The 18,610-nt window shown below is 69.6% G+C and carries 17 protein-coding genes; 15 read left to right on the top strand and 2 right to left on the bottom strand.

Going from position 1 to position 18,610, the window contains the following annotated elements:
- Nucleotides 1-2: 2 nt before the first annotated feature.
- The 11 genes from bchY to LXT13_RS07880 all read left to right on the top strand — a co-directional run bounded on the left by bchY (nucleotide 3) and on the right by LXT13_RS07880 (nucleotide 10,579).
- Nucleotides 3-1,466, top strand: a complete 1,464-nt coding sequence (gene bchY, locus LXT13_RS07930; RefSeq protein ID WP_233371301.1) for a chlorophyllide a reductase subunit Y — start codon at nucleotides 3-5, stop codon at nucleotides 1,464-1,466.
- Nucleotides 1,463-2,959, top strand: coding sequence for a chlorophyllide a reductase subunit Z (gene bchZ / locus LXT13_RS07925; RefSeq protein WP_233371300.1), 1,497 nt, complete (start codon nucleotides 1,463-1,465; stop codon nucleotides 2,957-2,959). The genes bchY and bchZ overlap by 4 nt, the downstream gene beginning before the upstream one ends.
- Before the next feature lie 52 nt (nucleotides 2,960-3,011).
- Nucleotides 3,012-3,227 (top strand): light-harvesting antenna LH1, beta subunit, encoded by a 216-nt coding sequence (gene pufB / locus LXT13_RS07920; protein WP_233371299.1) that lies wholly within the window; start codon nucleotides 3,012-3,014, stop codon nucleotides 3,225-3,227.
- A 27-nt stretch (nucleotides 3,228-3,254) separates the two neighbouring features.
- A complete protein-coding gene (locus LXT13_RS07915) occupies nucleotides 3,255-3,479 on the top strand; it encodes a hypothetical protein (RefSeq protein WP_233371298.1) in 225 nt (74 codons plus the stop codon).
- An 11-nt stretch (nucleotides 3,480-3,490) separates the two neighbouring features.
- Entirely contained in the window at nucleotides 3,491-3,676 is a 186-nt protein-coding gene (gene pufA / locus LXT13_RS07910) for a light-harvesting antenna LH1, alpha subunit (RefSeq protein WP_233371297.1), read from the top strand.
- A 105-nt stretch (nucleotides 3,677-3,781) separates the two neighbouring features.
- Nucleotides 3,782-4,606, top strand: coding sequence for a photosynthetic reaction center subunit L (gene pufL / locus LXT13_RS07905; protein ID WP_233371296.1), 825 nt, complete (start codon nucleotides 3,782-3,784; stop codon nucleotides 4,604-4,606).
- A 12-nt stretch (nucleotides 4,607-4,618) separates the two neighbouring features.
- Nucleotides 4,619-5,599, top strand: coding sequence for a photosynthetic reaction center subunit M (gene pufM, locus LXT13_RS07900; RefSeq protein WP_233371295.1), 981 nt, complete (start codon nucleotides 4,619-4,621; stop codon nucleotides 5,597-5,599).
- The gene (locus LXT13_RS07895) at nucleotides 5,596-5,754 is read left to right on the top strand and encodes a hypothetical protein (RefSeq protein ID WP_233371294.1); all 159 of its coding nucleotides are present in this window, start codon (nucleotides 5,596-5,598) and stop codon (nucleotides 5,752-5,754) included. The genes pufM and LXT13_RS07895 overlap by 4 nt, the downstream gene beginning before the upstream one ends.
- A 2-nt stretch (nucleotides 5,755-5,756) precedes the next feature.
- A complete protein-coding gene (pufC, locus tag LXT13_RS07890; RefSeq protein WP_233371293.1) occupies nucleotides 5,757-6,866 on the top strand; it encodes a photosynthetic reaction center cytochrome PufC in 1,110 nt (369 codons plus the stop codon).
- A gap of 108 nt (nucleotides 6,867-6,974) precedes the next feature.
- On the top strand, nucleotides 6,975-8,396 hold the full coding sequence (locus LXT13_RS07885) for a PAS domain-containing protein (protein WP_233371292.1): 1,422 nt from the start codon (nucleotides 6,975-6,977) through the stop codon (nucleotides 8,394-8,396).
- Nucleotides 8,397-8,413: 17 nt separating this feature from the next.
- Complete coding sequence (locus LXT13_RS07880) at nucleotides 8,414-10,579, top strand: GAF domain-containing protein (RefSeq protein WP_233371291.1); 2,166 nt, start codon at nucleotides 8,414-8,416, stop codon at nucleotides 10,577-10,579.
- Nucleotides 10,580-10,604: 25 nt separating this feature from the next.
- On the opposite strand, the gene LXT13_RS07875 is transcribed toward LXT13_RS07880, so the two are convergent.
- A complete protein-coding gene (locus LXT13_RS07875; protein WP_233371290.1) occupies nucleotides 10,605-11,222 on the bottom strand; it encodes a helix-turn-helix transcriptional regulator in 618 nt (205 codons plus the stop codon).
- Nucleotides 11,223-11,435: 213 nt separating this feature from the next.
- Here LXT13_RS07875 and LXT13_RS07870 point away from each other — a divergent pair, with 213 nt between their 5' ends.
- Nucleotides 11,436-12,068, top strand: a complete 633-nt coding sequence (locus tag LXT13_RS07870; RefSeq protein ID WP_233371289.1) for a response regulator transcription factor — start codon at nucleotides 11,436-11,438, stop codon at nucleotides 12,066-12,068.
- Between the two features lie 12 nt (nucleotides 12,069-12,080).
- On the opposite strand, the gene LXT13_RS07865 is transcribed toward LXT13_RS07870, so the two are convergent.
- Nucleotides 12,081-15,089 (bottom strand): sensor histidine kinase, encoded by a 3,009-nt coding sequence (locus LXT13_RS07865; protein WP_233371288.1) that lies wholly within the window; start codon nucleotides 15,087-15,089, stop codon nucleotides 12,081-12,083.
- A gap of 299 nt (nucleotides 15,090-15,388) precedes the next feature.
- Between LXT13_RS07865 and LXT13_RS07860 the strand changes: the two genes are divergently transcribed.
- From LXT13_RS07860 to LXT13_RS07850, 3 genes are read left to right on the top strand one after another with little or no spacing between them, the layout of a single operon-like run.
- On the top strand, nucleotides 15,389-16,225 hold the full coding sequence (locus LXT13_RS07860) for an alpha/beta fold hydrolase (protein ID WP_233371984.1): 837 nt from the start codon (nucleotides 15,389-15,391) through the stop codon (nucleotides 16,223-16,225).
- Nucleotides 16,226-16,229: 4 nt separating this feature from the next.
- Complete coding sequence (locus LXT13_RS07855; RefSeq protein ID WP_233371287.1) at nucleotides 16,230-17,666, top strand: catalase; 1,437 nt, start codon at nucleotides 16,230-16,232, stop codon at nucleotides 17,664-17,666.
- A 40-nt stretch (nucleotides 17,667-17,706) separates the two neighbouring features.
- A complete protein-coding gene (locus LXT13_RS07850; RefSeq protein WP_233371286.1) occupies nucleotides 17,707-18,363 on the top strand; it encodes a hydrolase in 657 nt (218 codons plus the stop codon).
- Nucleotides 18,364-18,610 lie beyond the last annotated feature (247 nt).

The following is an 18,610-nucleotide window of genomic DNA, read 5'->3' as shown; positions in this document are numbered from 1 at the left end:
AAATGGCCCTGGCCCAAAGCCAGAGCCAAAGCGCCGCCACGCGCGAGACGCTGGACCGTTACGCGGCCGACTATCCCAAGGGCCCGCACGACCAGCCGCAGAGCATGTGTCCCGCCTTCGGCGCGCTGCGCGTGGGCCTGCGCATGCGCCGCACGGCCACCTTCCTCAGCGGCTCGGCCTGCTGCGTCTACGGGCTCACCTTCACGTCGCACTTCTACGGCGCCAAGCGCAGCGTGGGCTATGTGCCGTTCAACAGCGAGAGCCTGGTGACCGGCAAGCTGTTCGAGGACATCCGCGACGCGGTCCATGCCCAGGCCGACCCCGAGAAGCTGGACACGCTGGTCGTCATCAATCTGTGCGTACCCACCGCCAGCGGCGTGCCGCTGCAGCTGCTGCCCAAGGTCATCAACGGCGTGCGCATCATCGGCATCGACGTGCCCGGCTTTGGCGTGCCGACACATGCCGAGGCCAAGGACGTGCTGGCCGGCGCCATGCTGCAGCGCGCCCGTAGCGAGGCCGAGGCTGGCCCGGTGGCCGCGCCCAAGGGCTGGCGCGAGCAGGGGCTGGCGGAGGCCAAGACGGTGAGCCTGCTGGGTGAGATGTTCCCGGCCGACCCTATGGTCATCGGCGGGCTGCTGGCGCCGCTGGGCCTCAAGGCCGGTCCGACCGTGCCGACACGCGAATGGCGCGAGCTGTACGCGGCGCTGGACTGCACGGTGGCCGCCGCCCTCCACCCGTTCTACACGGCCAGCGTGCGCGAGCTGCAGGCGGCCGGCCGCCCGATCGTGGGCTCGGCCCCGGTCGGTGCCGAAGGCACGGCCGCGTGGATGCGCGCCATCGGTGAGGCCGCCGAGGTGCCCGCCGCCCAGGTCGAGGCCGCGATCGCCGCCTTCATGCCGGCCATCCGCGGCGCGCTGGCGCGTTTACCCATCCGCGGCACGGTCACGGTTAGCGGCTATGAAGGCTCCGAGCTGCTGGTGGCGCGCCTGTTGATCGAGAGCGGCGCGACCGTGCCGTACGTCGGAACGGCCTGCCCGCGCACGCCGTGGTCCGAACCCGACCGTGTGTGGCTCGAAGCGCGGGGCTGCGAGGTGCAGTACCGCGCTTCGCTCGAACAAGACCTAGCTGCCGTAGACCACCACCGCCCGCAGCTTGCCATCGGCACCACGCCGCTGGTGCAGGCCTGCAAGCAGCGCGGCCTGCCTGCGCTGTACTTCACCAACCTCATTTCGGCCCGGCCGCTGATGGGGCCGGCCGGCGCGGGCTCACTGGCCCAGGTCATCAACGGCGCCATCGCCAACCAGGCGCGCTTCGACACGATGCTCGACTTCTTCGGCGACACCGGCGCGGGCGACAAGGCCGGCATCTGGACGGACACGCCGGTGCTGCGCCCGGAGTTCCGCGCGGACACGCGGCGCCAGGTCATCAAGATCATGAAGCGCCGGCAATCGGAGCAGATGCTGTGAACCACCCTGTCAACTTTGTGCTGGATCACGACCGCGCCGGCGGCTACTGGGGCGCCGTGTATGTCTTCACGGCCATCAAGGGCCTGCAGGTCGTCATCGACGGCCCGGTGGGCTGCGAGAACCTGCCGGTGACCTCGGTGCTGCACTACACCGACGCGCTGCCACCGCACGAGCTGCCCATCGTCGTGACCGGGCTGGCCGAGGAACAGCTGGGCCGTGAAGGCACCGAGGGCAGCATGAAGCGCGCGCACGCCACGCTGGACCCGGACCTGCCGAGTGTCGTCGTGACCGGCTCCATCGCCGAGATGATCGGCGGCGGCGTGACGCCAGAAGGCACGACCATCGCGCGCTTTCTGCCGCGCACCATCGACGAAGACCAGTGGCAGTGCGCCAACCGCGCGATGTTCTGGCTGTGGGCCGAACACGGCCTGCGTCACATCCCGGCGCGCAAGCCTTTTGCGGAGCGCCCGTCGGGCGAGAAGCCGCGCGTGAACCTCATCGGCCCCTGCTTCGGCCAGTTCAACAGCGCCAGCGACCTGCACGAGATCCGCCGCCTGGTGGAAGGCATCGGTGCCGAGGTCAACATGACGTTCCCTCTGGGCAGCCACCTGGCCGACGTGCAAAAGCTGGCGGACGCGGACGTCAATGTGTGCCTGTACCGCGAATTCGGCCAGTTGCTGTGCGAAACGCTGGAGCGGCCGTGGCTGCAGGCGCCCATCGGCCTGCACAGCACCACGGCCTTTCTGCGCGAGCTGGGCCGGCTGCTGCTACTGGACCCGGAGCCCTTCATCGAGCGCGAGAAGCACACCACGATCAAGCCGGTGTGGGATCTGTGGCGTTCGGTCACGCAAGACTTCTTCGCCACCGCCAGCTTCGGCATCGTGGCGAGCGAGACCTATGCGCGCGGCGTGCGCCATTACCTGGAAGACGAGCTGGGCCTGCCCTGCCACTTCGCCATTGCCCGCAAGCCGGGCGAGAAGACCGACAACGCCGCAATCCGCGACCTTGTGCACGAGAAGCCGCCGCTGGTGCTGTACGGCAGCTTCAACGAACGCATGTACCTGGCCGAGGCACCGGGTGCGGGGCCGATGAAGCCGGTCTTCATCCCGGCCTCCTTCCCGGGCGCGCTGGTGCGCCGCGCCACCGGCACCCCGTTCATGGGTTATGCCGGCGCGACCTACGTGCTGCAGGAGTTCTGCAACGCGCTGTTCGACGCGCTCTTCCACATCCTGCCGTTGGGCACCGAGCTGGACCGCGTGGACCCCACGCCCGCCCGCGCGCTGGCCGCGCTGCCGTGGAGCGACGAGGCTCGCGCGCTGATGGACGAGCTGCTGGAGGTCCAGCCGGTGCTGGTGCGCATCTCGGCCGCCAAGCGGTTGCGCGACCAGGCCGAGGCTGCAGCCCGGGCCCGCGGCGCGGCCGTGGTCGGTGAGCAGGACCTGGAGGGACGTACCCGCCAGCTTGCCCAGGCGGCCCTGGGAGCCCTGTCATGACGACGTGCCCGCGAGGCCATGGCGTCCCAAGTCTTGCCGTGGGCCTGCTGCCATGGAAGTCCCTGCCGCGCGGGAGCTGCGCGGTACTGGCCGCGAGGCCGTTTTAGGAGCGATTGATATGGCTGACAACAGATCGGGCTCGTTGTCCGGGCTCACCGAGAACGAAGCCAGGGAATTCCACGGCATCTTCATGTCCAGCTTCATCGGGTTCACGGTGGTTGCCGCCGTGGCCCATGTGCTGGTGTGGATGTGGCGTCCCTGGCTCTGACCCCCCACTGAAGGAAAGAGGTCCGCCATGGCCCAGATCACGACCCTCCCAGCCGCGCCCGCGGCGTCGCAGGACAGCCAAGCCTTCGGGGGCCTGTTCCTCGTCAGCTTCGTCCTCGTGCTGTTGATCGCGCTTGCCGCCCAGGTGCTGTTCCTGGACTGGCGAACGTGGCTGCCCGGCGCGGAAGGCGAGAAATCGTTGATCCGGGGTGTGCGTTCGGGTGTCTACACCTTCATGTCTCACCTGCAATAGGAGATCCAAGCATGTGGAAGATTTGGTTGCTGTTCGACCCGCGCCGAGCGCTGGTCGCGTTGTTTGCGTTCCTGTTCGTACTGGCACTGGTGATTCACTTCGTGCTACTCAGTACCAACAAGTACAACTGGCTCGACGGGCCCAACACCAAACCGGTGGTGCAGAACTCGGCGATGCCGGCGCCTGCGCCGAAGTAGCCGACGCACCGCAGCACGCGCGGCGTGGGAATCGCACCCCGCGTCGCGTTCGCACTGCACGGGGCCCCGCATCCCGCGGGCGCCCCACTACCTGAGGTGGCAAGCATGGCCATGCTGAACTTCGAACGGAAGTACCGCGTCCGCGGCGGAACCCTGCTGGGAGGCGACCTGTTCGACTTCTGGGTCGGGCCCTTCTACGTCGGCTTCTTCGGCGTGACGACCACGTTCTTCTCGCTGGTCGGCACGCTGCTGATCGTCTGGGGCGCGTCGCAAGGCGGCACGTGGAACCTCTGGCAGATCAGCATCGCGCCGCCCGACCTCAAATACGGCTTGGGGCTCGCACCGCTGAACCAAGGCGGCCTGTGGCAGCTGATCACGGTCTGCGCGATCGGCGCCTTCGTGTCCTGGGCGCTGCGTGAGGTGGAGATCTGCCGCAAGCTGGGCATGGGCTATCACGTGCCCTTCGCCTTCGCGGTGGCCATCTTCGCGTACGTGACGCTGGTGGTGATCCGCCCGGTGCTGATGGGCGCTTGGGGGCACGGCTTCCCGTACGGCATCATCAGCCACCTGGACTGGGTGTCCAACACCGGCTACCAGTACCTGCACTTCCATTACAACCCGGCGCACATGCTGGCGGTGAGCTTCTTCTTCGCCACCACGTTTGCGCTGAGCCTGCACGGCGCGCTGATCCTGTCGGCCACCAACCCGGCGCCGGGAGAGGTCGTCAAGACGGCCGAGCACGAGAACACCTTCTTCCGCGATGCCATCGGCTACTCGATCGGCACGCTGGGCATCCACCGTCTGGGGCTCTTCCTGGCGCTGTCCGCCGGTTTCTGGAGCGCCGTCTGCATCGTCATCAGCGGGCCTTTCTGGACGCGCGGCTGGCCGGAATGGTGGAGCTGGTGGCTCAACCTGCCGGTCTGGAAGTGAGGAGACACCACCATGGCCGAATACCAGAACCTCTTCACCAGCGTGCAAGTCGCCGCACCGTCCTACCCCGGCGTGCCGCTGGGGCGTGACGAATACCAGCGCAGCGGCGGCTCGGTGCACGTGCACTTGCTGGGCCGCCTCGGCGACGCGCAGCTGGGGCCGATCTACCTCGGCTGGCTGGGCCTGTGCTCGCTGATCTGCGGCTTCATCGCCATCGAAATCATCGGCCTGAACATGTGGGCCTCGGTGGGCTGGGACCCCGTCCAGTTCGTGCGCCAGCTCCCCTGGCTGGCGCTGGAGCCGCCGCCGCCCAGCTACGGGCTGCACCTGCCGCCGCTGAACCAGGGCGGCTGGTGGTTGCTGGCCGGCCTGTTCCTCACGTCGTCCATCCTGCTGTGGTGGGTGCGCATGTACCGGCGCGCGCGCAAGCTCGGCATGGGCACGCATGTGGCCTGGGCCTTCGCGGCGGCGATCTGGCTCTACCTGGTGCTGGGCTTCATCCGGCCGCTGCTGATGGGCAGCTGGGGCGAGGCGGTGCCCTTCGGCATCTTCCCGCACCTGGACTGGACGGCGGCCTTCTCGCTGCGCTACGGCAACCTGTTCTACAACCCCTTCCACATGCTCAGCATCGCCTTCCTGTACGGCAGCACGCTGCTGTTCGCGATGCACGGCGCGACGATCCTGGCGGTCAGCCGTTTCGGCGGCGAGCGCGAGATCGAGCAGATCACCGACCGCGGCACGGCCAGCGAGCGCGCCGCGCTATTCTGGCGCTGGACCATGGGCTTCAACGCGACGATGGAGTCCATCCACCGCTGGGCCTGGTGGTTCGCGGTGCTGTGCCCGCTGTGTGGCGGCATCGGAATCCTGCTGACCGGCACGGTCGTGGACAACTGGTACCTGTGGGGCGTCAAGCATCACATTGCGCCGGCCTATCCGTCTGTCTTCCCGCCGGTGGCCGACCCGGCGCTGGCCGCCTCGGGGGTGATGCCATGAGCCGCGCGCAGATCACGCATTGGGCCCACACGCTGTGGGCGGGCCTGTGCCACGGGCTTTGCGAAACCGGCGCCATGCTGGCCATGCAGAACGGCTGTGCCGTCACGGTGCCGGGCGATGCGGCGCGGCGGTCCGAAGCGACCTCGGGGGTATGACGATGAAGCGAACCCAAGTCATGCAGGGCCTGGCCCTGGCGTTGGTGCTGAGCCTGCTGGCCGGTTGCGAGCGGCCCCCGGTGCTGACCGTGCAGCGCGGCTACCGCGGCACGGGCATGGAGCAGGTCTACAACCCGCGCACGCTGGCCGCGCAGGCGCCGGCCAACGAGGCGCCCGCAGCCATCGAGGCCGCGTCGCCCGATGGCCCGAAGGCCGCGCAGATCTACAAGAACGTGCAGGTGCTGGGCAACCTCAGCGTCGGCGAGTTCAACCGTACGATGGCCGCGATGACGGCGTGGGTGGCTCCCAAGCAGGGCTGCGTGCACTGCCACAACGTTCAGAACTTTGCCGAGGACACGCTCTACGCCAAGGTCGTCGCGCGGCGCATGCTGCAGATGACGCAGACCATCAACGCCGACTGGCAGCGCCATGTCGGCAAAACCGGCGTCACCTGCTTCACCTGCCACCGTGGCGAGCCGGTGCCCAAGGAGGTCTGGTTCCAGCCTCTGGCTCCGAAGGGTGCCAACGGCTTTGCCGGCGAGAAGGCCGGGCAGAACGCGCCAGCGGCGAGCGTTGGCCTCGCCTCGCTGCCCAACGACCCGTTCACGCCCTTCTTGCTCGGCGCGGAGAACATCCGCGTGGCCGGCACCGAGGCGCTGCCGGCCGGCAACCGCCAGTCCATCAAGCAGACCGAGTGGACGTACGGGCTGATGATGCACATGTCCAAGTCGCTGGGCGTGAACTGCACGCTGTGCCACAACACGCGCTCACTCGGCTCGTGGGAGAACAGCTCGCCGCCGCGGCTCACGGCCTGGCACGGCATCCGCATGGCGCGGGCGCTGAATCAGGAATTCCTCGTGCCGCTGACCGACACTTTCCCCGCCAACCGGCGCGGACCGGCCGGCGACGTGGCCAAGGTCAACTGCGCGACCTGCCACCAGGGCGCGAACAAGCCGCTGTACGGCGCCGAGATGGCCAAGTTCCACCCCGAGCTGCTCGTGAAGTCGCCTGCGCCGGCGGCGTCCGGCGTGGCCGCCGTGACCGAGGGCGACCTGAAGGCGCTGCAGGCGCTGCCGGCCGCAGACCCCAAGCCGGCGGCGGCACCCGGCTGAGCGCGCCGGGCGCGGCTCGGCACCGGCTCGTTCGTCATAATCAGTTCACCACGCGGGATGTGCCGTTCACATCGCGTCCGTGCCTCACAACTGATCGAGATCGCTCCGGTGCCCACACCTCAAGACCCCGACCTCAGTGCGCTGTCGCCGCTGGCCAGTGAGCTGGCGACGACCATCGCCCGCGTCGCCAGCGACATTGCGCTCGTCATAGACCGCGACGGCATCATCTCCGTCGTGGCCGAGGGCGCCGCGGTGCAGGCCCAGGGCTGCCGTGAGTGGGTGGGGCGTCGCTGGATCGACACTGTCAGCGCCGTCACGCGTCCCAAGATCCAGTCGCTGCTGGACGAGGTGTCGAGCAGCGGCGTGGTCTCGCGCCGGCGCGAGGTCATGCACCCGGGGCAGGGCGGGGATGAACTGCCCGTCACCTGGTCGGCGATCCGGCTCGGCGCCGACGGCCCCGTGCTGGCCGTGGGCCGCGACCTGCGCGCCGTGGCTGCCATCCAGCAGCGCTTCGTCGAGGCTCAGAAGGACATGGAGCGGCACTACTGGAGCCGCCGCCAGGCCGAGAACCGCTATCAATTGCTCTTCCAGGTCGCCAACGACGCCACGCTGGTGCTGGACGCGAGCAGCCTCGTCGTCATGCAGGCCAATGCGGTCACGGGGGAGCTGCTCGGCCGTGAGGTGGCCGACCTCCTGAACCACTCGCTGCCCGACCTGCTGCCGCCGGGTGCCAGCAAGGCGGTGCTGGAGTTGCTGGTCGCCGCGCGCAGCACCGGGCGGGCGGGTGAGATGCGGGTTCGCGGGCCGGGGCTGCCGGTCGCACTGGACATCGCCGCGACGCCATTCAGCGCCGACGGCCGCCGGCAGCTGATGCTGCGTGCGCGGCGCGACGACGGCCGCATCGACGACGGCCAGGCCGTGTCGCGCATGGCCGAATTCGTCGAGACGACGCCGGACGCCCTCGTCATCACCGACTCCGCGGGCGGCGTGCTGATGGCCAATCCGGCCTTCCTGAGGCTAGTGCGCCAAGCAGACGAGGCTGCGCTGCGCGGCCGGCCGCTGCCGGAGCTGTTCCAGGACGGCACGGGCGGCTGGGCGCAACTGGTGGCCGAGGCACGCGACCGCGGGCTGGTCGGTGGTATGGCACTGGACCTTCCGGCGCTCAACGGCGGACGGCAGCGTGTGCGGGCGTCGGCGGCGCTGATGGCCGAGGGCGAGCAGACCTGCCTGGGCTTCGTGCTGCGGCCCGACCACCGCCTGCCGGCGCACCTGGCCGGCGACGACGTGCTGTCCGGCCTGCTGGACCAGGTGGGCCGCGTGCCGCTGGCGGACCTGCTGGTCGAGGTGGCCAGTCGCGCCGAGCGCCAGCTGATCGCCAGCGCGCTTCTGCGCGTGGGCGGCCAGCGCGACGTGGCCGCCGAGGCGCTGGGCATGACGCCCGAGGCGCTGGCCCAGCGCCTGCAGCGCCATGGCCTGGCGGCGCTCGCGCCCGCGGCGGGTCCGGTCGGCCAGCCGCCCTCGGTCAACTGAGCGCCGCGCCGATCACCGTGCGAGATCCTGCATCGCCTCAGCCGGCACCCGCATTCGGCCAGGCTGACCTGACCAACTGCGAGCGCGAGCTCATCCACCTGGCCGGTGCCGTGCAGCCACATGGCGCGCTGCTATCGCTGGACGCCGCTGACCTGCATGTGCTGCAGGTCAGCGGCAACGTCGCGACGCTGCTGGGCATGGCGCCCGGGGCGCTGCTGCAGCAGCCGCTGGGCGTGCTGGGTGGCGACGTCGAGGCCTGCATCACCCGGCTGCGCGACGCCGACCTGCGCGAGCCGGTGGCGTTGCAGTGCCGAATCGGCCCTGACCTCCAGCCATTCGATGCCGCGCTGCACCAGGTGCCTGGCGGCCCGCTCGTGCTGGAGCTGGAGCCCTCGGCCGGCGCACATGCCGCGGTCGAGCTGCAGGACCTGGCCCCCGACGTGATGGCCGCCACGCTGTCGGCTGCGCTGCAGCGCTTCGGCGCGGCACCGTCGGTCGGCGTGCTGGCCGACGCCGTCGTCGAGGTGGTGCGCAACCTGACCGGCTATGACCGCGTCGTCGTCTACAAGTTCGACCCCGACGGCCATGGCAAGGTCATCGCCGAGGCGCGTCATCCGCGGCTGGAATCGCTGCTGGGCCACCACTATCCGGCCAGTGACATCCCGCAGCGCGCCCGCGCGCTGTACCTGCTCAACCGCGTGCGCATGCTGGTGGACGTGGATGCCGTGCAGGCGCCGCTGATGCCGGCATTGCTGCCCGGCCCCGGGGCGCCGCTGGACATGTCCATGTGCCAGCTGCGCAGCATGTCGCCCATTCACCTGCAGTACCTGCGCAACATGGGTGTCACGGCGACGTTGACGGCCTCGCTCGTGCGCGAGGGCCAGCTGTGGGGCCTGATCGCCTGCCATCACTACTCGCCGCGCTATCTGCGCTGCACGGTGCGCGCCGCGGCCGACCTGCTGGCGGAAGTGGCCTCCACGCGCATCTCGGCGATCGAGAACTACGCGCATGCGCAGGTCGCGCTGATGGTGCGCCGCCTGGAGCAGCGCCTCGTGGAGGCCACATCCACCGAGGGCGAATGGCGCTACGCACTGTTCCGCAACCCGCGCACGCTACTGCAGCCGCTGGAGGCTACGGGCGCGGCGCTGTTCTGCGAAGGCGAGGTGCTGACCACGGGCGAGGCGCCTTCCACGCCCGAGCTGCGCGCGCTGATGGCCTGGGTTCAGGAGCAGCCGGTGGCGGGCGATGCACCGTTCGCCTGTTCGTCGGTGGGCCAGGCCAACCCCGCGCTGGCCAGCCTCACGCCCACGGCCAGCGGCGTACTGGCCGTGAGACTGTCCAGCCGCAGTCCGGATTGGCTGATGTGGTTCCGCAAGGAGCAGCTGCAGAGCGTCACCTGGGCGGGCGACCCGGCCAAGCCCATGGTGGCCAGCAACCCGCTGGAGCTGTCGCCGCGGCGGTCGTTCGCAGCGTGGTCGGAGCTCGTGCGTGGCACGGCGGTGCCTTGGTCCACCACCGAGGTGGCCCTGGCGCGCGGCATCGGCGTGGCACTTGTGGACATCATCGTGCAGGTGCAGGCGGTGCGGCTGCTGATCGCCGAGCACCAACTGCTGCAGATCCGCGGCACGGTGGCCGGCGCGCGCGAGCCGGTACTGGTGGGCAACGCGCTGGGCGAGGTCATCTTCGTCAACGACGCCTTGCAGGCGTTGCGCGGCGCGCCGGTCGACAAGGGCAGCCCCATGGCCGGGCTCTTTGCGCATGAGGACGTCGTCCGCCAGGCGCTGGAGCAGATGCGCACGTCGCAGCATGGCTGGCGCCGTGAGCTGGATCTGCTGCTGGCGGGTGCCGGCACTGTGCCCGTCGCCCTGCATGCAGAGCCCATCACGGGCAACGATGGCCGGCCGCTCGGGTTCGTCGTGACTCTGGTGGACCTGCGCGAAGCACGCCGGGCCGACACGGCGCGGATCAACCTGGAAAGCTCGCTGCGCCTGGCCGCGCAGAGCACGGCCAGCGAGGCCGATGAGGTCATTTCGGCCATCCTGACCAACGCCAGCCTCGCGGCCATGGACATCGCCGATGCCCGTGGCGGCCCGCCGGTGGCGCCACTGCTGCAGGAGCTGGAAGTCTCCACCCGCCGTGCGGCGGGGCTCTACGCGCAGATTTGCAATTTCCTGAGGCGCTAGGGCTCCGACAGGCGCTGGCCTGGGCTCACACCCAGCCCTGCCGCAAGGCGGTCGCGGCGATCTGCGTGCGCTTGTTCGTCTGGGTCTTGGCCATCAGCGCCTTGACGTGGGACTTGACGGTGGGCAGCGCCATGTTCAGCCGTCGGCCGATGGTCTTGTTGTCGAGGCCATCGCAGATCAGCACCAGCACGTCGCGTTCACGCGGCGTCAGCGGGCGGTTGACGAGGTTGTCTGCCAGCGCCTTGGACGCCAGCGGGCACAGATAGGTGTGGCCGGCCGCCATCTGCTTGACGGCCCGGCCCAGTTCCTCGGGGCCGCTGTCGGCATTGACGCAGCCGCGCACGCCCTGGTCCAGCAGCCGCTTCACGTCGGTGCCGGGCAGATGGAAGTCCACGACCAGCACCTGCGGCGGCCGGCAGCACTGCGCCTGCAGGCTGGCCATATCGACGCCGCGGTCCGTCACGAGGATGGCGGCCGTGCACCCGGCGCATGGCAGGCCGTCGACCGCCACGTTGCGCCGAGCCGTGAGGCCGCAGCCGGCCAGCACGGCGGCCAGCCCCTCGGCCAGCAGCGCGTGCGGATGTGCGACCCAGAACCTGGGGACAGCGTCGGTTGGCGGCGCGGCCGAAGATAGGAGTTGCATCGACGAATCCTCGGGCGATGCAGCGTCGCCCACCACCCCAGAAAGGGGGTCCGATGTCCGCAGCGGACGGACCTTTTCTTCAACCCGTGGTCAGTTGGCGGTGGGTTCCGCGTAGGGCTGCGGATGATTTGTAAAATCGCGGGTTTTCCCGAGGGCTGGACGGCGCCGGCATTTCTCGGCAGCGGTCAGCGCCATCGGGCACATTTTTCCTTCATGAGCGCTTCGTCCCCTTCGATCCGACTGCTGGTTGCCGATGACCACCCGCTGATGCGGGAGGGCATCGCCGCCGTCATCGAACGCCAGGCCGACATGGTCGTCGCAGGGGAGGCGAGCAACGGGGTCGAGGCCATCGAGCAGTTCAACACGCTGCGCCCCGACGTGACGTTGATGGACCTGCAGATGCCGCGCCTGGGCGGGCTCGCGGCCATCGAGAGGATCCGCACGATGGTGCCGCAGGCCCGCGTGCTGGTGCTGACGACCTACCAGGGCGACTTCCAGGCCTGGCGCGCACTGAAGTCGGGTGCCTGTGGCTATCTCGTGAAGACGGCCATCCGCGCGACGCTGGTGGACGCCATCCGCACCGCGCATGCCGGTGGCCGCTGGGTGCCGGCCGAGGTGGCGGTGGATCTGGCGCGGCATGCCGGCGACGAGATGCTGACCGAGCGTGAGATCGAGGTGCTGCGCCATATCGCCCAGGGTCATTCCAATCGGGAAGTGGGCGCGCTGCTGTCGGTCGCCGAAGAGACGATCAAGGCGCGCATGAAGTCCATCTTGCTGAAGCTCAATGCGCGCGACCGCACGCACGCGGTGACGATCGCGCTGCAGCGCGGGCTGATCCAGCTGTAGCCGCGCCGGGCTTCAGCTATCCGTGCCGCCGTCGAACGTGCCCGCTGGCAGCGACAGCGTGACGGTGGTGCCTTGGCCGGGCGCGCTGGTCCAGTGCAACTGGGCACCCAGCAGGCCGGCGCGCTCCTGCATGCCACGCAGACCCCAGTGGCCGGGCCGGCCGATTTCCGGCCGGAACCCGTCCGGCAGGCCGCGACCATCGTCCTTCACGGACAGCACGAGGCCGCGCGGCCGGTAGTCCAGCTGCAGCAGGATGTCGCGCGCTGCTGCATGGTGCAGCGCGTTGTTGACGGCCTCGATGACGATGCCCTGCACCTCGCCCAGCAGCGCGGCGCGCAGCCGGCGCGGCGTTCCCAGCACGTCCAGCCGCAGCGCCGGTTCAGCGGCCTCGCCGCGCAGCGCCCGTGCCTGGTTCATCAACACCTCGCCGAGGTCGCAGTCGTGCTGGTGGATGCGCAGGCCTTCGACCTGCTCGCGCGTCTCGTTGAGCAGCCGGTCGGCGCGGTCCAGCGCCCGCTCCAGCTGGCGGCGGGCGGGGTGTTCGTCGGGCAGGTCCTGCAGGCCGGCCTGCACCTGCAGCGTCAACCCTGCAGCGCCCTGCAGCAGGTGGTCGTGCAGGTGTCGCGCGATGCGCTCGCGTTCGGCGAGCCGGGCCTGCAGCCGTTCCTGCAGACGCCGGGTTGCGCGGGCCGACCATGCCCGCCACGTCAGCCACACCAGCACCAGCACGGCCGCCGCGGCGGCAAGCCGGACCGATCCGAGCTGGTGCCATGCCGCGGGGACGTCGATCTCCGCGCTCGCCGTCTTCGCGTCCTCGGGCCAGGCCCCGCCGCCGCAGTTGTCAGCCTGCACCTCGAAGCGGTAGTGGCCCGGCGCGAGGTTGGTGTAGCGCGCCTCGCGGCGCTCGCCAGCCTCAACCCAGTCGTGGTCCTGGCCCAGTAGCCGGTAGCGAAAGCGCAGACGGTTGGGCGCGAACAGGTCCGCCGCGGTGAAGCGCAACGTCACGCGGCCGTCCTGCACGTGGCCGGATGCGGGGTCGCCCAGCGTGTCCAGCACCGCGATCGGCGGCGCGCGCTCGGTGCCGCCGAACCGCCCCGGGTCGAAGCGGTAGATGCCGGACGCCCGCGACAGCCAGATTTGGCCATCCGGCGCTCGCACCATCGAGTTCGCCGGCCTGATCGGCGGCAGCGAGCCGACGAGCCCGTCCTCCGGCCCGACCTGCAGCACGCTGACGGGTGCACCGGCTGAGCGGGCCAGCGCGGCACGGTCGAGCGCTGCGAGCCTCAGCGCGCCGCGGGTCTCGTTCATCCAGAGGTCGCCCTGCGCCGTTTCCGCCAGCCCCGTGATGCGGCCGAACTCGACGCCGTCACTGCGACTCACGCGCTCAACGTGCCCGTCCTTCAGGCGCAGCAGGCCCTGCTCGCCGCCAATCCACAGCGCATCACCGGCGGGAAGCAGGGCGAGTACACGGCCGGGTGGAAGTCCCTCGGCGGTACCGAATCGCTGGACCTTGCCGTCTCGCCAGTGCAGCACCTGGCCGTCTGCCGTGCCCAGCCACATCCCGCGCGCCGGGTCGGCCGCCAAGGTCAGCGCGCCTTCCGTCGGCAGGCTCGCGTCCTCGGGCAACCACCGGCCGTCCACCCAGCGCCGCACCGGTTCGCCGAGAGTCGCCAGCCAGGCACTGCCGTCCGGCGCCACAGCGAGGGACTGAACGATGTCCACGCTCACGCCGTCGGGCCTGGGCATGGCCGTCAGGCCGCCCGCAGCATCACGGAACCAGACCCCGCCCAGCCCCGCGATCCACATGCCTCCTTGCGCATCCGGTGCCAGCACCACGGCCCGAACGGGTGCTGCCGGCTGCCCGCCGCGAAGCACCTGGAACGTACCCTCGCGGTCCTGGCAAGCCACAGGGTCGGCGTAGTTCACCATGCAAGCACGCCCCTGGGCGTCGAAGCGTACGGTTCCGGCCGAATTGCCCTCGGGATGCGGCACCAGGGTCACGCGATCCCGGCTGACCCGGTCCAGTCCCAACTGGGTGCCCGCCCAGATCTGTCCGTCGCGGTCCTTCAGCACGGACATGACTTGGTCGCTACTCAGCCCGTCGCGGGCCGACAGATGCTGGATCTGCGGCCGGGCGCCGACCGCAGACGGCCCCGCCGGGGCGGCCGGCACGCGGTACAGCCCCTTGCCGTAGTCCACCACCCAGAGGTCGCCTTGCCCATCGCGAATCAGCGTGACGGACTCGCCCAGCGACAGCGGCAGGCGCTGCAGGACCTTGCCTCGCTCGTCCACCAGCTCGAGCGGGCCGCGCGGGCGCATCACCCAGAAGCCCTGGCCAGGCTCCTCGATGACCTCCTGCATGCCCTCCCAGCGCGGCTGAGGCGCGAACGCCTGATCGCCCTTGCGGCGCAGGTACCAGTCGTCCTGCATGCGCAGCCAAAGATCCCCCCCCGCCGTCCGGTACAGGTTGTCAACGATTTTGGGCGGCAGGCCGACTTCGCGATCGACGCGCTGCCAACGCTCATTCAGAAAGCGCATCAACCCTAGCGGCGTGGCCATCCAGACCACCCCGTCGTCGTCCACGGCGCCCGCGTAAGGGCGAGTTAGCGGGAAGCCCTGTTCCGGGCCGAAGAACTCGACCTGCGTGCCGCGCACCCGCACCATGCCGCCCAGACGCAGCGCGGCCCACAAGGTGCCATCAGGCATCACCCGCATCAGTGCCATCGCCTGGGACCGGCGCGGATCGTCGGGGAACAGGTCGAGCCGCGCGAAGCGCTGACCGTCGAAACGCATCAGGCCCTGGTCGGTGCTGAGCCACAGGAAGCCGTCCGGCGTCTGCACGACCTCCACCACCTCCGCCGGTGCCCCCAGACGTGACAGCCAGGCGCGGTGGAAATGCCCCTGCAGGGGCGGGAATTCCGGCTCGGCGGGTGCCTGGCCCGCCGCTACCGCCAGCGCCCCGGCCACGGCGGCTCTCTTGAGCAGGCGCCAGCAGGCGGTGATGGGGCAGGGCAGGCGCATCGAGTCATTGTTGTGACCGATGGCCGAGCACGAAACCCTTCCAAAGGATGAGGCCGGACGCCCCCCAACGAGGCTCTGCACCGAGCGGTGGCGTTCCTAGCATCCGGTCCAGCGCTTCACCACGTCAGGACCACGACATGACCCCTGAACTCCACGGACCCCTCGACCCCGACCGCCGGCAGCTGCTGGCGATCGGCGCCGGCCTCGGCACTGCCCTGGCCCTTCCGCTGGCGGCCACGCTGGCCACGCCTGGCGACGCCCACGCCGCCACTTCCTCCCCCCCACCGCAAGGCATGACCATGAGCACCATCACGACCAAGGACGGCACCACGATCTTCTACAAGGACTGGGGCCCGAAGAACGCCCAGCCCATCGTCTTCCACCACGGCTGGCCGCTGTCCAGCGACGACTGGGACACGCAGATGCTGTTCTTCGTGCAGCGCGGCTTTCGCGTCGTCGCGCATGACCGCCGCGGCCATGGCCGCTCGGCGCAGGTCAGCGAGGGGCATGACATGGACCACTACGCTGCCGACGCCTTCGCCGTCGTCGAGCACCTGAACCTGCGCAACGCCGTGCACATCGGCCACTCCACCGGCGGCGGTGAGGTGGCGCGTTATGTCGCCAAGCACGGCCAGCCGTCCGGCCGCGTGGCTAAGGCCGTGCTGGTGGCTGCGGTGCCGCCCATCATGGCCAAGTCCGCCGCCTACCCCGACCACCTGCCCATGGACGTCTTCGACGGCATCCGCAAGGGCGTGGCTGACAACCGCGCGCAGTTCTTCCTGGACCTCCCCTCCGGCCCGTTCTATGGTTTCAACCGGCCGGGCGTGAAGCCGCTGCCGGGCGTTATCAACAACTGGTGGCGCCAAGGCATGATGGGCAGCGCCAAGGCCCACTATGAGGGCGTCAAGGCCTTCTCCGAGACCGACCAGACGGAAGACCTGAAGGCCATCTCCGTGCCGACGCTCGTCATGCACGGCGACGACGACCAGATCGTGCCGATCGCCAACGCGGCGCTCAAGGCCGTCAAGCTGCTGAAGAACGGCACGCTCAAGGTCTACCCCGGTCTGTCGCACGGCATGCTGACGGTGAACGCCGAGCAGCTCAACGCCGACCTGCTGGCCTTCATCAAGGGTTGAGGCCATGACCACGCAGCGCCTGACCCACGCCAACGGCGCGCCGGTGGCGGACAACCTGAACATCCAGACCGCCGGACCGCGCGGGCCGGCGCTGCTGCAAGACATCTGGCTGCTCGAGAAGCTGGCTCATTTCGATCGCGAGGTCATCCCTGAGCGGCGCATGCACGCCAAGGGCTCGGGCGCCTACGGCACCTTCACCGTCACGCAGGACATCCGCCGCTACACGCAGGCGGACCTGTTCTCCGAGATCGGCAGGCAGACCGAGGTGTTCGTGCGCTTCTCGACAGTGGCCGGCGAGCGCGGCGCGGCGGACGCGGAGCGCGACATCCGTGGCTTCGCGGTCAAGTTCTACACGAACGAAGGCAACTGGGACCTGGTGGGCAACAACACGCCGGTGTTCTTCATGCGCGACCCGCTGCGCTTCCCCGACCTGAACCACGCCGTCAAGCGCGACCCCTGCACCAACCTGCGCAACGCGCAGAGCAACTGGGACTTCTGGACGCTGATGCCCGAGGCGCTGCACCAGGTCACCATCCTGATGAGCGACCGGGGCCTGCCTGACGGCTACCGCTTCATGCACGGCTTCGGCAGCCACACCTTCAGCTTCATCAATGTCGAAGGTGAGCGGCATTGGGTCAAGTTCCACTTCCGCAGCCAGCAGGGCGTGCGCTGGTTGAGCGACGCACAGGCCGAGGCCCTCATCGGCCGCGACCGCGAGAGCGCGCAGCGCGACCTGTTCGACGCCATCGCCCGTGGCGATTTCCCGCGCTGGACGCTGTGCGTGCAGTTGATGACGGAGGGCGAGGCCAAGGCTTGCCCGTTCAACCCCTTCGACCTTACCAAGGTCTGGCCGCACGCGGAGTACCCGCTGCACGAGGTCGGCGTGCTGGAGCTCAACCGCAACCCACAGAACTACTTCGCCGAGGTCGAACAGGCGGGTTTCTCGCCGGCGCACGTCGTGCCCGGCATCGGTTTTTCGCCCGACAAGATGCTGCAGGCGCGGCTGTTCAGCTATGGCGACGCACTGCGCTACCGGTTGGGTGTCAATTTCAACCAGATCCCGGTGAATGCGCCGCGCTGCCCGGTGCACGCCTTCCATCGCGACGGCGCGATGCGAGTGGACGGCAACCACGGCTCCACGCCGGGCTACGTGCCCAACAGCGCAGGCCTGTGGCCCGACCGCCAGCACCCGGCCGAGCCGCCACTGCCGCTGGAAGGCACCGCTACGCACTGGGACCACCGTCTTGATGACGACTGCTTCGGCCAGGCGGGCGCGCTGTTCCGCCTGCTGCGCGCCGACGAGCGCCAGCGCCTCTTCGACAACACCGCCCGGGCCATGCACGGCGTCAGCCGCGAGGTGCGCGAGCGCCACGTGGACAACTGCTGCAAGGCCGACCCCGCCTATGGCGCCGGCGTGGCCGTCGCCCTCGGATTGATCTGACTTCCCCCACCCCCCCCACCTACCTCACGAGGAACCCACCATGAGCATCCCCACCGCCAAGGCCACCCCCGGCACCAAGCTGCTGAACCCGACCGACCACCTGCTGGTCATGATCGACTTTCAGTCGCAGATGGCCTTTGCAACGCATTCCATCCCCGCCATCGAGCTGCGCAACAACGCCTCGCTCGTCGCGCAGGCCGCGGCCGGCTTCAAGGTGCCGACCATCCTGACGACTGTCGCCGAGAAGAGCTTCTCCGGCCCGATGTTCGACGAGGTCACCGCGCCCTTCGGCGGCCAGAAGATGCTGGACCGCACGTCGATGAACACCTGGGAAGACGTGGCCGTCATCCAGGAAGTCAACCGAATCGCCAAGAAGCGCATCGTGCTGGCCGGCCTGTGGACCAGCGTCTGCATCGTCGGCCCGGCGCTGTCCGCGCTGGACCAGGGTTTTGAGGTCTACGTCATCACCGACGCCTGCGGCGACGTGTCTGCCGAGGCGCATGAGCGTGCGATCGAACGCATGGTGCAGGCCGGTGCGCAGCCGATGACGTCGCTGCAGTACCTGCTGGAGCTGCAACGCGACTGGGCCCGCGGCGAGACCTACGAGCTGACCACCGGCATCGCCAAGAAGGTCGGCGGGGCCTATGGCATCGGCGTGACTTACGCCAAGACGATGTTTGGCGCGCACGAAGGCTAAACATATGTGCCCCTCGCCCAGTCTCGCTCCGCTGAACGCGGGCGCGCCTGGGCGGTCCGGCTTCAGCCCCCGAAGGGACGGCGATGCGTGCGGCATCGAGCCGCAAGCACATCGCCTGCCACGCCGGCTTGGGGGTGCAGTCGGACACAAGCAATCCCTGCGGACTGCTTGTGCCCACTGAACGCCATGGGCCTCTGGCCCATGGCAGGCCCGGCGCTCGGTCCGAACATGGTCGCGCCACAACCGT

The sequence above is a fragment of the Pelomonas cellulosilytica genome (assembly GCF_021353265.1).
GTDB lineage: Bacteria > Pseudomonadota > Gammaproteobacteria > Burkholderiales > Burkholderiaceae_C > Pelomonas > Pelomonas cellulosilytica.
This window is presented reverse-complemented; position numbering and strand designations above follow the sequence as displayed.